Source organism: Streptomyces sp. NPDC059256 (assembly GCF_042753785.1).
Taxonomy (GTDB): domain Bacteria; phylum Actinomycetota; class Actinomycetes; order Streptomycetales; family Streptomycetaceae; genus Streptomyces.
Map to the genome: position 1 here is coordinate 77323 of NZ_JBHYZO010000012.1, position 13727 is coordinate 91049.

Annotated in this window: 10 protein-coding genes and 1 tRNA gene; 6 read left to right on the forward strand and 5 right to left on the reverse strand. The window is 70.3% G+C overall.

Features of this window, described 5'->3' with window-relative positions; genetic code table 11:
- Window positions 1-60: 60 nt before the first annotated feature.
- Window positions 61-2592: an SCO7613 C-terminal domain-containing membrane protein gene (locus ACFXJL_RS23900; protein ID WP_384695469.1), complete on the reverse strand. Its 2532-nt coding sequence runs from the start codon at window positions 2590-2592 to the stop codon at window positions 61-63.
- 102 nt (window positions 2593-2694) lie between these two features.
- Here ACFXJL_RS23900 and ACFXJL_RS23905 point away from each other — a divergent pair, with 102 nt between their 5' ends.
- Together ACFXJL_RS23905 and ACFXJL_RS23910 are read left to right on the forward strand one after the other, a co-directional pair.
- Window positions 2695-3150, forward strand: coding sequence for an SRPBCC family protein (locus ACFXJL_RS23905; protein WP_384695472.1), 456 nt, complete (start codon window positions 2695-2697; stop codon window positions 3148-3150).
- Window positions 3151-3211: 61 nt separating this feature from the next.
- Window positions 3212-3283: transfer RNA gene (locus ACFXJL_RS23910), tRNA-Val, on the forward strand.
- 76 nt (window positions 3284-3359) lie between these two features.
- Here the strand turns inward: ACFXJL_RS23910 and ACFXJL_RS23915 are convergent.
- Window positions 3360-4085: a 3'-5' exonuclease gene (locus tag ACFXJL_RS23915; RefSeq protein ID WP_358879233.1), complete on the reverse strand. Its 726-nt coding sequence runs from the start codon at window positions 4083-4085 to the stop codon at window positions 3360-3362.
- A 257-nt stretch (window positions 4086-4342) separates the two neighbouring features.
- Here ACFXJL_RS23915 and ACFXJL_RS23920 point away from each other — a divergent pair, with 257 nt between their 5' ends.
- The 3 genes from ACFXJL_RS23920 (at window position 4343) to thrS (ending at window position 8250) form a co-directional block, all read left to right on the forward strand.
- Window positions 4343-4942: a DUF4365 domain-containing protein gene (locus tag ACFXJL_RS23920; protein ID WP_329015991.1), complete on the forward strand. Its 600-nt coding sequence runs from the start codon at window positions 4343-4345 to the stop codon at window positions 4940-4942.
- Complete coding sequence (locus tag ACFXJL_RS23925; protein WP_384695475.1) at window positions 4942-6174, forward strand: hypothetical protein; 1233 nt, start codon at window positions 4942-4944, stop codon at window positions 6172-6174. Before ACFXJL_RS23920 ends, ACFXJL_RS23925 begins: the two co-directional genes overlap by 1 nt.
- 99 nt (window positions 6175-6273) lie before the next feature.
- Window positions 6274-8250, forward strand: coding sequence for a threonine--tRNA ligase (gene thrS, locus ACFXJL_RS23930; protein ID WP_384695478.1), 1977 nt, complete (start codon window positions 6274-6276; stop codon window positions 8248-8250).
- A gap of 27 nt (window positions 8251-8277) precedes the next feature.
- Here thrS and ACFXJL_RS23935 read toward each other — a convergent pair whose 3' ends face one another.
- Window positions 8278-8958: a potassium channel family protein gene (locus tag ACFXJL_RS23935; RefSeq protein WP_384695481.1), complete on the reverse strand. Its 681-nt coding sequence runs from the start codon at window positions 8956-8958 to the stop codon at window positions 8278-8280.
- Window positions 8959-9025: 67 nt separating this feature from the next.
- On the opposite strand from ACFXJL_RS23935, the gene ACFXJL_RS23940 reads away from it, so the two are divergent.
- The gene (locus tag ACFXJL_RS23940; RefSeq protein ID WP_358879229.1) at window positions 9026-9583 is read left to right on the forward strand and encodes an HIT domain-containing protein; all 558 of its coding nucleotides are present in this window, start codon (window positions 9026-9028) and stop codon (window positions 9581-9583) included.
- Window positions 9584-9656: 73 nt separating this feature from the next.
- Here the strand turns inward: ACFXJL_RS23940 and ACFXJL_RS23945 are convergent, their stop codons facing one another.
- Both ACFXJL_RS23945 and ACFXJL_RS23950 read right to left on the reverse strand, forming a co-directional pair.
- Complete coding sequence (locus tag ACFXJL_RS23945) at window positions 9657-11306, reverse strand: hypothetical protein (RefSeq protein WP_358879228.1); 1650 nt, start codon at window positions 11304-11306, stop codon at window positions 9657-9659.
- A gap of 192 nt (window positions 11307-11498) precedes the next feature.
- A complete protein-coding gene (locus tag ACFXJL_RS23950) occupies window positions 11499-13706 on the reverse strand; it encodes an elongation factor G-like protein EF-G2 (RefSeq protein WP_358879227.1) in 2208 nt (735 codons plus the stop codon).
- Window positions 13707-13727: the final 21 nt, after the last annotated feature.

A 13727-nucleotide genomic window follows, 5' to 3' on the forward strand; every position in this document is an offset into this window, starting at 1 on the left:
GGGCCCGGAGACTCAGCAGAGTCTCCGGGCCCTTCGCGCATTCCGCTTCCTTGAGATCCGTCAGCGCATGCGGCCGAGGGTCTCGCGCAGCCTGCGTGCTTCCCGCAGGCGCTGCTCATAGGTGGCGCCGACCACCAGGAGCAGCAGACCCGCGAGGGCCGGGGGCAGCCAGCGGGGCAGCGCGTCGACGGCCTGCACCACGTAGGGCGCGAGTTCGTGCAGCGTCACCAGGGCCAGTACCGCTCCGCCGAGCACCAGCGGCGCCTGGAGCCGCTGTCGCGCGCCCGCCAGGGTCACGGCCAGGGCCGCGGTGCCCAACAGCAGGGGGCGCAGCCAGTCGCCTTCGCCCCAGACCGCGACCAGGCTCGGCACCATCGTCACCGAGAGGCCCGCTCCGTACGCCGTCCAGGACGAGGTGTCGGGAGCGCTTCGGCGCCGCAGCACGCCCACGACGAGCGCGGGCACCGTCACCGGCAGGGTGTACGCCTCCGGCACCGTCACCTCCGATGCGGCCAGCCGTACCCAGGTGGCCAGCAGGAAGAGGACCGCGGCGCTCCAGCCGGCCGCCGTTCGACGCTCCGTCCGTATCGCCGTACCGGCCGCGATCACCCCACCGAGCGCCAGCACCAGGGCGACGGTCGGCGCGTGGTCCGTGGCCAGGGCCAGCGCAACGACCCCGACCAGGGCCGCGGTGCACTCCAGCGGAGCGGCGATGGGATGGGTGCGCAGCCGGGCCGCGAGCAGGGCGACCACGGCGGGCACGGCCATCAGGACCACCGCGGTTCGGTGGGGCGCCAGCTCCCATGCCTCGGCCAGGGCCACCACCAGACCGCTGCCCCACACCACGGCGGCACAGCCGGCGACCGCCCGTACGATCCGGCCCGCCCGGGAGAGGGCGGCGACGGCGATGAACGCCGTCAGGAAGGTGCCCAGCACCGTGAAGGTTGCCGCCCTGGTCGCCAGGGCGAGCGCCGTGGTACTCGCGGCCCCCACCAGTGCGCAGGCCATGCCGATCTCTGCGGCGAACCGCAGCCCGCGGGCGTACCGCACTCGGTCGAGTGAGAGTGCGAGCAGGGCGATGCCGAGCGCCGACTGCCAGCCGACCAGCTGCGGATAGCCGGTGTCGAGGACGTAGGGCGCCATGGTCAGGGCGGCCCAGGCCAGTACGGCGGCGGCCACGCCCGCCCAGGCGCGCAGATCGACAGGGGGGAGCGTTCGGGCGGTGCCGGCGCCTTCCGGGCCTGCGGTGGCACCTTCGCCCTCCTGCTGAGGGCCGGTGCCGATCTGGTCGGGCAGCCGTCGGGACACCGCGAGCAGGACACCCGCAAGCAGGACGAGCACCAGCGCCGTCGCGGCCCAATTGCCGTCGGTCAGGTCCTCGCCCAGCGCTGCGCGCGCATCCGTCGGAGCCCCGGCCCAGGCGTCCGGGAGCACCGTGAGCGGGCCCGCGTACTGGAGCACCACGAGGGGCAGTGTCGACACCAGTGCCAGGGCCATCAGCGCCGCGGACGCCGCACCCAGTCCACGCAGCGCGTCGGCGGGCGGACGTGCCGCGAGTGCCGGCACCTGCACCACGAGGAGCAGGGCGATCGCACACACCAGATATCCGGGCATCGCCCAGCCGCTCGGTGCCGTCGCGGCGATCACCCCGCCGAAGGCGGCTATCAGGGCGAGCCCGGCCACCACGGCACATGGCAGCGCGACCACCCGGAAGCGCCACGCCGGGATGAGCGCCACCGCACCGGCCAGCGTCAGCAGGACCGCCGGCTCCACCGCGTCGAGGGCGGACTCGGCCGCCAGCGACTCGAATCCGCCGAGCATCAGGACCAGCGCGCCGTTGAACACCGCACCCACTGTCGCCGTCACCCGCACCGCCGACCGGGTCACCCGCATCACGAGCGCGACATCGAGCGCTGCGGTGCCGAGCAGTGCCCAGGCCAGCGAAGGGGCGGGCGCCGCGTCCGCCGCGGCTCCATTCACCGACCACAGGAGGAGGGGCAGTTGGGCGGCGACCACCGCTGCCGGCAGCGGGGTGTGCAGCTTCGGCAGTGCTGCTCCGTACGCTGCCCAGAGCGCCGCGAGGAGGGCCGCGGCCCACGTCGAGTAGGTGAGTCCCGACACCCCCGACAGGGCCACCGCGAACACCGCGTAGGCGTCCAGTACCAGCAGCACCAGAGCGAGCACCGCCAACGCCTCTGCGGTGGAGCCCAGTCCACGGCGCAGCAGGATCGCCGGCGTCAGCAGGGCCGCCGCGGTCACCACGGCGAGCACCGCCGATCGTCCGCCGATGCCCATGTCACCCCAGCTGACCACCGTGAAGGCGATGGCCGCGATCGCCAACAGGACGCCGCCCAGCGTCAGCAGCACGTTCTGCACGCCGGGAGGCGAGGCTTCCGGTCGCGGGGTGACGGGGCGCGCGGTCGCAGCCCTGACTCCGGCCCGAGCATGGGGCGCGGCGGGTCGATGGAGCACCGACACCAGATACGCCCTGCGGGCCAACAACTGCGACCTGCGGTGGTCCAGTTGTACGAGTTCGCGATCGATGACGGCGATCTCTTCGGCCGGTGGCAGAGTCGGCGGAGCATTCTTCATGGTCCGCAGTGTGTCGCCCGCCACATCGTCGGGCATGGGCACGGATACTCAGATCGCACATGAGTACGCCCCTGTCCGACCGCATCGGAGTGCATGCGTCCCGTGAACTGGTTCCGGTATCGCTTCCACAGCGTCTGGGAGATCGACGCGCCGCCCGACGACGTCTATGCCGTGCTCTCCAGGGGCGAGGACTATCCACAGTGGTGGCCCCAGGTCCGTGCCGCGGTCCCTTCTGACGACGGCACCGGTAGTGCCCGCATCCGCTCGTTCCTCCCCTATGAACTGAACATCACCGCAGCCACCCGGCGTGAGGACCCTTCCGCGGGCGTACTGGAAGTCGCCCTCCACGGCGACCTGGAGGGATGGGCCCGCTGGACGATCACCGCCCATGGCGCCGCAGCCGCGCGCACCCGCGCCGTCTACGACCAGGAGGTGGAGGTGCGCCGACCGCTGATGCGATGGCTGGCGCCGCTGGCGCGCCCCCTGTTCCGGGCCAACCACACCGCCATGATGAGAGCGGGCCGTCGGGGCCTCGCCGCCCACCTGAACACCCGCTGATGTCCCGTCGCACGGGATTTGAAGGTCGGCCGCCGGGACCTGTATGGTTCAGTGCGTTCCCGGGCGATTAGCTCAGTGGGAGAGCGCTTCGTTCACACCGAAGAGGTCACTGGTTCGAACCCAGTATCGCCCACCGGGAAGAGCCGGTCCGCCGTTGGCGGACCGGCTCTTGCGTTTCCCCGACGGCCCTGCGCGCAGTCAGGTGCGGTTCAGGCGGCAGCGGACAGTTGGGGCCGCAGCGGCCACGCCGGGTCCACGGGCTCCGGCGTACCGCTGCGCGCGAACCACGCCTGGAGCCCGCGCGCCTGCGCCGCGTGCCACACCGCCTGGAGCGTGTGGAGCTCCGGTGGCGACAACCGCTCCATCCGCGCACAGAACCTGCGCCCGATCGCCCGGGTCACCTCCAGCGCGGCCACGGCGTCCGCACCCGCGTCATGCGCCCCCTCCAACTCCACCTCGTAGTGCGCACACAGATCCGTGAGCGTCCGCCGCCCCTTGCGATAGCGGTCGAGGTGCTTGTCCAGCACCCGGGGATCGAGCACGCACAGCGGAACGTTCTCCAGGTAGCGCGTCAGCGGAGCCGCCCGGTGACGCCTCAGCTCCCGGTCGAGCATCGTCAGGTCGAACGGCGCGTTCATCACCACCAGGGGCCTTGCGGCGGCGCACTGCTCCGCCAGCGCCCGGGCGATCTCCTCCATCACCGGGGCCGGCCAGCGGCCGTTGCGCTGGAGGTGGTCATCGGTCAACCCGTGCACGTCGATCGCCGAGCGCGGCACCGGAATGCCGGGATTGATCAACCAGCGGGTGGTCCACGGCCGGGACCCCGCCGCGTCCTGCACCACCAGAGCGGCCGACACGATGCGGTCCTGCTCGACATCGATGCCCGTGGTCTCCGTGTCAAATGCGGCCATCGGGCCGTCGAACCAGAGCGTCATCCCCGAACTCCTCGCACATGACTGGCAGATGAGGGAATCCCCCTGCCGAATCCGTGATACCCGGGCTGTTTGCGCCGTACGCAGGGCGGTGACAACACACTTGACGGGGAAATGGACACCGGGAAGCAGAAGCCGACCGACGCCTCATCCGCACCCCCGCGAACATCCACGCCGTACGCAACCGACATCCGTGCGCCCCCACGTACGGCCCCCGCAGGCGGAGATCGGACGGCACATCCCGGAAGGCACCCAGAGCCATGGCGCTCCCGCAGCCCGAGTACGGGGGAACCTCCCGCGCCCACACCCAAGGGCTGCTGCCCCAGCCGCCGGCGCCGGTGCGCGGCGGGCTGGCCACCACCGCATGCATGGAAACCCTGCAGGTCGCCTACCTCCACGCCGTCGCCGCCGCGGCCGGCTGCTCGCTCTCCCAGCCCTTCCCCGACAACGGCATCGACTGGCACGTCAGCCACGGCTCCCCGGACCACTCGGTCGACGACGAGGTGACCATCAAGGTCCAGTTGAAGTCGACCTACCAACTCGCCCCGCACCCGGGGTTCGCGCAGCGCCCCGACTTCCCCTTCACGCTCAACAACGACCACCTGGTCAAACTCGCCCGGACCCCCGTGTCCGTGCACAAGATCCTCGTCGTGATGCTCGTCCCCCGGACCCAGGACGACTGGCTGCGCGCCGACCACGACCGACTCGATCTGCGGCACTGCTGTTACTGGACCAATCTGGCCGGCCACCCGGTGACGGGTAGGCACAAGACCACCGTGCGCATCCCGACCTCACGGATCTTCGACGACCGGGCGCTCTGCGAGATCATGACGAGGGTGGGGGCGGGAGGGAGACCCTGATGAACCGGCCCCATGACGAGACCGTCCGACCACACCCCCTGCACGAGCTGCGCGACGACTGGCACACCGCTCACGGCCCGAACCCGGCCCAGGTCGACCCGGTCGTCCTCGGTGCGCTGCTCGCCCGCCACGGCTGGGAGCGGCGCGGCGGAGCCCCGGGGCGGTACGCGCGCTGGACCCCGCCCGGCGCACCCACGGGCGCCACCAGTCTGCTCGTACCGGAGAACCGCTCCTTCCCGGACTGCGAGGACCTGTTGGGCGAGGCGTTGACGGCCCTTGCGCGCAGTGCCGCTCCGTCCGCCCAGGACGTCCTGGTGGGACTCACCGTGCCCAGCGATGAGATCCGCTGGTGGCGGGATGTGCACGAGGGGCCGTCCGGTACCGCCTCCTGGATAGCGCAGGAGCAACTGCGCTCCGCCGCCCGGCAGATGATGATGGCCGGCGCGCTCGCCGCTCGGGGCCGGGCCGGCTATCACGGGGCACGACACCGTCGCGGCGCGCGGGCCTCCCTCGCCGGAGTCCTGGTCGGTCCGGCGCCGGGCGGGCGGACGCTCACCGCCTTCGTGCCCGTGGCGCAGGGGCGGGCCGTGACCGTACTGCTCCACCAGGCGCTCCTCGCGGCTCGGGAGGCCACCGACTACCAGCGCGCCACCGGGCGGCTGGAGGCGTTCGACGCCGCGGTGCGGCTCGGGGTGAGCCGGGAGTTGACGGAGGCGGTCATCGCGCTGGTCCGGGGCTCGGAGGGGGCCCGGATCGCGCTCGCCTGGTCGCCGGCTGCCGGGGTGCCCGACGGATGCGGACCGGGGCGTGACCCGGTCGAGTTCTCGCCGGGTGACCTGCCCGCCCTGCGGGCCGCGGGCGCCCGCTACCTCCATGACGAGCCGCCCATGCCCGTCCGGCTCACGGGCACCGTCGTCCGGATGCGCCGCCCCGGCCCGCGCGGCGCGGGAACGGTCAGACTGCGGGTGCTGACGGGCGCGGACGTGCCGCACGTCCGGGTGGCCCTCGAAGAGGACTCGTACCGTACGGCGGGCCAGGCCCATCTGACCGGGCAGCCGATCAGGGTCGTCGGGCGGCTGGAGAGCCGTGGCGGATTCCGTCGGCTCACCGATGCCTGCGACGTGGTCACCGTCCCCGTGGATGACGCCGAGCGGGACCGGTTGATGAAGGCGCTCAAGGCGAGCCGGGACGACCAGGTCTTCCCCGGCGACGACGGCGCCCCGGACGACTGAGTGCGCCGGGGGCGACCGTTTCGCGGGCGGCCCCCTTCGCTCGGTACGATTCAGGGGCGCCGTTTCCACAGGCGCACCCCCTGAAACGAGGAGAGACCGGTGTCAGACGTCCGTGTGATCATCCAACGCGATTCCGAGCGGGAAGAGCGCGTGGTGACCACGGGCACGACGGCGGCCGATCTGTTCGCCGGCGAGCGCACCGTGATCGCCGCCCGCATCGCCGGTGAGCTGAAGGACCTGGCGTACGAGATCGTGGACGGCGAGGAGGTCGAGCCGGTCGAGATCTCATCGCCGGACGGCCTGGACATCCTGCGCCACTCGACCGCACACGTGATGGCGCAGGCCGTGCAGGAGCTGTTCCCGGAGGCCAAGCTCGGCATCGGTCCGCCGGTCAAGGACGGTTTCTACTACGACTTCGATGTCGCGCGGCCCTTCACACCGGAGGACCTCAAGGCCATCGAGAAGAAGATGCAGGAGATCCAGAAGCGGGGCCAGCGCTTCTCCCGTCGTGTGGTGACCGACGAGGACGCCCGTACCGAACTCTCGGACGAGCCGTACAAGCTGGAGCTGATCGGGCTCAAGGGCTCGGCGTCCAGTGACGACGGGGCGAACGTCGAGGTGGGCGCCGGCGAGCTGACCATCTACGACAACCTGGACGCGAAGACCGGCGATCTGTGCTGGAAGGACCTGTGCCGCGGTCCGCACCTGCCGACCACGCGCAACATTCCGGCGTTCAAGCTGATGCGCAACGCCGCCGCGTACTGGCGGGGCAGCGAGAAGAACCCGATGCTCCAGCGGATCTACGGCACCGCCTGGCCCTCCAAGGAGGAGCTGAAGGCCCATCTGGACTTCCTCGTCGAGGCGGAGAAGCGCGACCACCGCAAGCTCGGTAGCGAGCTGGACCTGTTCTCCGTCCCGGACGAGATCGGCTCCGGCCTGGCCGTGTTCCACCCGCGCGGGGGCATCGTCCGCCGGGTCATGGAGGACTACTCGCGCAAGCGCCACGAGGAGGAGGGGTACGAGTTCGTCTACACCCCGCACGCCACCAAGGGCGCCCTGTTCGAGAAGAGCGGCCACCTGGACTGGTACGCGGACGGAATGTACCCCCCCATGCAGCTCGACGGTGGTACGGACTACTACCTCAAGCCCATGAACTGCCCCATGCACAACCTGATCTTCGACGCCCGGGGTCGTTCCTACCGCGAACTGCCCCTGCGGCTGTTCGAGTTCGGCACGGTCTACCGGCACGAGAAGTCGGGTGTGGTCCACGGGCTGACCCGCGCCCGGGGCTTCACCCAGGACGACGCGCACATCTACTGCACCCGTGAGCAGATGGCGGACGAACTCGACCGCACGCTCACCTTTGTGCTCAACCTGCTCCGCGACTACGGTCTGACCGACTTCTACCTTGAGCTGTCCACCAAGGACCCGGAGAAGTACGTCGGCTCGGACGAGACCTGGGAAGAGGCGACCGAGGTCCTGCGGCAGGTGGCGGAGAAGCAGGGGCTTCCGCTCACCCCCGACCCCGGTGGTGCCGCCTTCTACGGGCCGAAGATCTCGGTGCAGGCGCGGGACGCCATCGGTCGGACCTGGCAGATGTCCACCGTCCAGCTCGACTTCAACCTGCCGGAGCGGTTCAACCTGGAGTACACGTCCCCGGACGGTTCACGTCAGCAGCCGGTGATGATCCACCGGGCGCTCTTCGGCTCGATCGAGCGGTTCTTCGCGGTCCTGCTGGAGCACTACGCGGGCGCCATGCCGCCCTGGCTGGCACCGGTGCAGGCGGTCGGCATCCCGATCGGTGACGCCCATGTCGAGTACCTCCAGGAGTTCGCCGCCGAGGCGAAGAAGAAGGGGCTGCGGGTCGAGGTCGACTCCTCGTCGGACCGTATGCAGAAGAAGATCAGGACCCAGCAGAAGCTCAAGGTGCCCTTCATGATCATCGTCGGGGACGACGACATGAACGCCGGGACGGTCTCCTTCCGCTACCGCGACGGCTCCCAGGAGAACGGGGTCCCCCGCGCGGACGCCCTGGCCAAGCTGGTCAAGGTCGTCGAGGACCGCGCCCAGGTCTGACCCCGTCCGCTGGAGACGGCGCAGGATTCACGAAGCCCCCGGAGATCCGTTCTCCGGGGGCTTCGTGTCGGCCTCCAGGGTGAAGGTCTGGATCAGCCAGGACGAGAACGACCCCGTCACCGCGCCGAGGAGCGCCAGGCCGCCCACCATCATCGCCACCGCGATCACCCGGCCCGCGGAGGTCACCGGAGCCACATCGCCGTACCCGACCGTCGTGAGCGTCTCGCAGGTCCACCAGACCGAATCCCCGAACGTCTTGATCGTCGCGCCCGGAGCGCCGCGCTCCATCGCATAGACGCTGAGCGCCCCGGCGAACCCCAGCAGCACGGCCGACATTCCGGAGTACGTGATCACCCGGGCGTAGAGGGCGAGGCGCGGCCGGGCATCGGCGTGCCGGCGCTGCACCGACTCGTAGATCCGCACCACCCGCAGCGGTCGAAGGAGCGGCAGCAGCACCACGATGCCGTCGAGTCCGTGCCGACGGACATAGCCGGGCCCCTCGCCACTGAGGCGCCAGCTGACCGCGTAGTCCACGACGAACAGGGCCCACAGGGCGTAGACGAAGGCGAGGACCGTGTCCTGCCACGCCTCGGGAAGGTCGACGGCAAGCACCCGCACCGCGTAGCAGCCGAGGAAGAGGACCGATGCCACGAACAGCGGGATCTCCATGCGCTCACGCCAGCGCGTCAACCTCGACTCGTCTCTCATCGCCCAAGGATCATCCTCACCCCACCGGGCTTGCCCCCGGCGACACGCCGCGGACGGGCGAAGCCATATGCTTCAGAGCATGACGAGTGAGCCGGAGCAGCAGATCGGAGTGGGAACGCCCGACGCGTTCCAGCGCTTGTGGACTCCGCACCGAATGGCGTACATCCAGGGTGAGAACAAGCCCACCGGGCCCGAGGCCGGCGATGGCTGCCCCTTCTGTGCCATTCCGTCGAAATCGGACGAGGACGGTCTGGTGATCGCACGCGGCTCCCACGTCTACGCCGTGCTGAACCTCTATCCGTACAACGGCGGCCATCTCATGGTGGTGCCGTTCCGGCACGTCGCCGACTACACCGAGCTGAACGAGCAGGAGACCGCGGAGCTGGCCCTCTTCACCCAGCGCGCCATGGTGGCCCTGCGGGCGGCGTCCGGTGCCCACGGCTTCAACATCGGGATGAACCAGGGGATGGCGGCGGGTGCGGGGATCGCCGCCCATCTGCACCAGCACGTCGTACCGCGCTGGGGCGGAGACACCAACTTCATGCCCGTCGTCGGCCACACCAAGGTGTTGCCGCAACTCCTCGCGGACACCCGGGCGATGCTGGCGAACGTCTGGCCCGTCTGAGCGCGCTCACGCATGCGAAACCCCCGTACCCGGCCCTGGGTACGGGGGTTTCGTCGTCCGTCGTGATCCCCGCTCAGGCGTCGTACAGATCCGCCTTCTTGGGGGCGAGGTCCTGGACGGCGCCGCTGACGGCCATCGAACGGCTGTTGAAGCGGTCGGTGTCCACCCCGTTCTCGTTGAGGACCTTCAGCGCCGCGGCATGTGCCACGCGCAGGACGGGGGTTGCCGCCCGCAGGGCGTCGTCCGCCATGAAGCGGTGTCGCCAGGGCTGCTCGGCCCAGGCGTGGCGCAGCCCGAACGGCTCCGGGAGGCTCAGCTTCCCGCCGAGGAAGTCGAGGAGCGGGGGGTACCAGGTCAGCGGTGCGCGCACCGCGAGGCGCACCACCTCCGGGGCGTCCACCAGCGGCAGGGTCCGGCTCTTGGTTTCCCAGAAGCGGATCGCCTTGCTGGTGGTCACGGTCTTCGGTGACGACTTGGTGGTGAACAGGCCGTTCACCGGTCCCAGCGCATGGCCGGTGACCTCGATGCGCAGCGTCTCGTGGAGAACCGTGACATTGATCATCATGGTGATGATCAACTGGCCGTCCCAGAGGGTGAACTGGACGCCCAGGTAGTGGCGGTTTCCGCTGCCGAACTGCTGGTGGTTGCAGATCCGCTGCATCTCGTGGCCCTTGATCTGGAACGCCTCCACGTCCTGACCGTCCGGGCGGGAGACCGATCCGGCGTTCTCCCCGACGGGGGAGACGACCCAGTGCTTGACCGAAGGGGTCGGGAAGCCGCCCGAGTTCAGCGGGCCGCGCTCCAGCAGCTTCAGCTTGTCGTGCATCGCCTTGATGACGTCCCAGCTGCGGAACTGGTTGATCTCCTTGGTGGGGTCCTTGGACACCAGCTCTTCGGCCAGTTGCCAGCTGCCCCAGCGGGTGCCCATGCCCAGTATGCCCTTGGGCCCCGCGTAGAAGACGGAGTTGGCGTGCTGCTCGGCGGTGAGCTTGTGCAGGCTCTGGCGCAGTTCCTCGCGCGACTTGTCACCGGGGTTGCCGGGGACCGCATCGGGCACCTTGGCCGCCACGCCACCGCCCGAGAGCAGACCGTCCCAGCGTGCGCGCAGGTCCTTGGCCGTCGCTTCGCAGATCCGCAGGGCGAGGAACCAGCCGATGACCGGGGCGACGATCATTCCGCGCAGGTAGTAGGCCCAGAAACCGCCGAACGGCAGCCGGATCAGAAAGAGCAGTGCCAGTGCGCCGATCGCGAACAGCAAGATCGTGCCCAGGGTTCCGGCGCGCTTGTTCTGCGCGCCCGCGATCGTGCGGCGGAGTTGGAAGACGCCCATCCACAGCAGCAGGCCCGGCAGGAAGAGGAGTCCGCAGACCGCGGTGATCACGGTCAGCTTGGTGTCGCGCTCCTTGCGGATGCGGCTGGCCGCCAGTGCGTGCTCGACGACCGTCTGCGGCTCCATCCCGAACGACTGGATCAGCGCCCCCCGCCCACCCCCCAGCATCCGCAGTTGCAGCGCACGGGAGAACGCCTCGCCGAAGTTCGGTTCGAAGAGCGAGAACTTGCCCGCGCTGACGGACGACTTGTGCCAGTCGTTGTTGGCCTTGAGGATGTCCGCCGCCGGGCTGTCGCGGTACGCGGCGGACGCCAGCGCGTGCGTCGCCGCGGTCTGTCCTGCGGAGCCCATGATCGGGACCTGTGCTCCGGGACTGAAATCGAAACCGTCCATCGTGACTTATCGCCCCCAACGCCGCTCGGCTGCTGCTCTGCGGCCTTTTCCCGGCCAACGCGCCCTGCACACATGCTGAGCTGGGCACCTCAGCGTATCCGGGGCGCGACTGATTCGTCACGGGACAAAGAAATGCCGTCCGGTGTCGCACGTCGGCGGACAGCATCCCGATACCGGCCCCGTGCACGGGAGTTATGTGCGATCGCCGTGACGTTCCCCGATCCGGTCGGCGATGTGCTGCGGCATCGGCTCATGACGGGAATAGCGGCGGCTGAACTGGCCGGTCCCATGGGAGAGGGAGCGCAGATCGATCGCGTACCGGTCGATCTCGATCTCGGGGACCTCGGCCCGGACCAGTGTGCGTGCGCCCGATGACTGTTCCGTTCCCACGACCCGGCCGCGCCGACCGGACAGGTCGCTCATCACCGGGCCGACGTATTCGTCCGAAACCAGTACGCGGACTTCGGCCACCGGCTCCAGCAAGTGGATGGGACTGTCGGCCGCGGCCTCCCGCAGGGCCAGTGCGCCGGCCGTCTGGAACGCGGCGTCCGAGGAGTCGACCGAGTGGGCCTTGCCGTCGATGAGGGTGATCCGGACGTCGACGAGCGGATGCCCGGCGACCACGCCCCGCGCGGCCTGGGCGCGTATCCCCTTCTCGACCGAGGGGATGAACTGGCGGGGCACGGCGCCGCCGACGACCTTGTCGACGAACTCGATTCCCGAACCCGTCGGCAGCGGTTCCACCTCGATCGCGCAGATCGCGTACTGGCCGTGGCCACCGGACTGCTTCACATGGCGGCCCCGGCCCGTCGACCTGGCACCGAACGTCTCCCGGAGGGACACCCGGTGGGGTACGACGTCCACCTGGACGCCGTACCGCTTGCGCAGCCGCTCCAGGGCGACGTCCGCATGGGCCTCGCCCAGACACCACAGAACGACCTGGCGGGTGGCCCGGTTCTGTTCGAGGCGCATGGTGGGGTCTTCGGCGACCAGCCGGGCCAGGCCGCTGGAGAGCCGGTCCTCGTCCGCCTTGCTGTGTGCCGAGATCGCCAACGGCAGCAGCGGGTCCGGCATCGGCCAGGGTTCCATCAGCAGTGGGTCGTCCTTGGCGGAGAGGGTGTCCCCGGTCTCGGCGCGCGCCAGTTTGGCGACACAGGCCAGGTCGCCGGCGAAGACCTGCCCGATCGGACGCTGATGGCGACCGAAGGGAGCGGTGAGCGCACCGACCCGTTCCACCACGTCGTGGTCCTCGTGGCCGCGGTCCGCCAGACCGTGGCCCGACACATGGACGGTCTCGTCGGCCCGCAGGGTGCCGGAGAACACGCGGACGAGGGAGATGCGTCCGACATAGGGGTCCGAGGCGGTCTTGACCACTTCGGCGACCAGCGGACCGTCGGGGTCGCAGTGGATCGGGGGCCGCTTGGCCCCCTGCGGACTGGTGACGACGGGCGGCGCGGGCTCCAGGGGGGTGGGGAATCCACGGGTGATCAACTCCAGCAGCTCCACGGTGCCCAGCCCCTGCTTGGCGCCGTGCGCCGCGGGCGCGGCGGCAAGCACCGGGTGGAAGGTGCCCCGGGCGACGGCCTTCTCCAGATCGCCGATGAGACTGGCCAGGTCGATGGACTCGCCGCTGAGATAGCGGTCCATCAAGGACTCGTCCTCGCTCTCGGCGATGATCCCTTCGATCAGCCGGTTGCGGGCCCGTTCGATCAGGGCCGACTGCTCGGGATCGGGAGCGAGCGCCCGGCGTTCGCCGGAGGAGTAGTCGAAGATCCCCTGAGTGAGGAGCCCGACCAACCCCGTCACCGGGACATGGCCATCGGGCCCCGGTGATCCGTACTGGGGCAGGTAGAGGGGAAGGACGGCGTCGGGGTCGTCACCGCCGAAGATCGAGGCGCAGACTCCCGTCAGCTCGTCGAAGCCGGTCCGCGCGGTCTCCAGATGGGTGACGACGATCGCACGCGGCATTCCGACGGCCGCGCACTCCTCCCATACGGCGCGGGTCGCGCCGGCGACCGCTTCGGGCGCCTGCCCGGCCGAGACGACGAAGAGGGCCGCATCCGCAGCCCGGAGCCCCGCCCTGAGCTCTCCGACGAAATCGGCGTATCCCGGGGTGTCCAGAAGGTTGATCTTGTACCCCTCCCACTCGACGGGGACGAGTGAGAGCTGCACGGAACGCTGTTGGCGGTGCTCGATCTCGTCGTAGTCGGAGACGGTGGCACCGTCCTCGACCCGTCCGGCCCGGTTCAAGGCGCCCGCGGTGAGCGCCAGGGCCTCGGTGAGGGTGGTCTTTCCGGAGCCGCTGTGGCCGACCAGCACCACGTTCCGTACGGAAGAGGGCCGGTCGGCCGTCGTCGCCCTGCCGGCGGCTCCGGGGTGGGTGTGCGCCTTGTCGCCCATGGGTGGTGCCTCCCGGTCGAT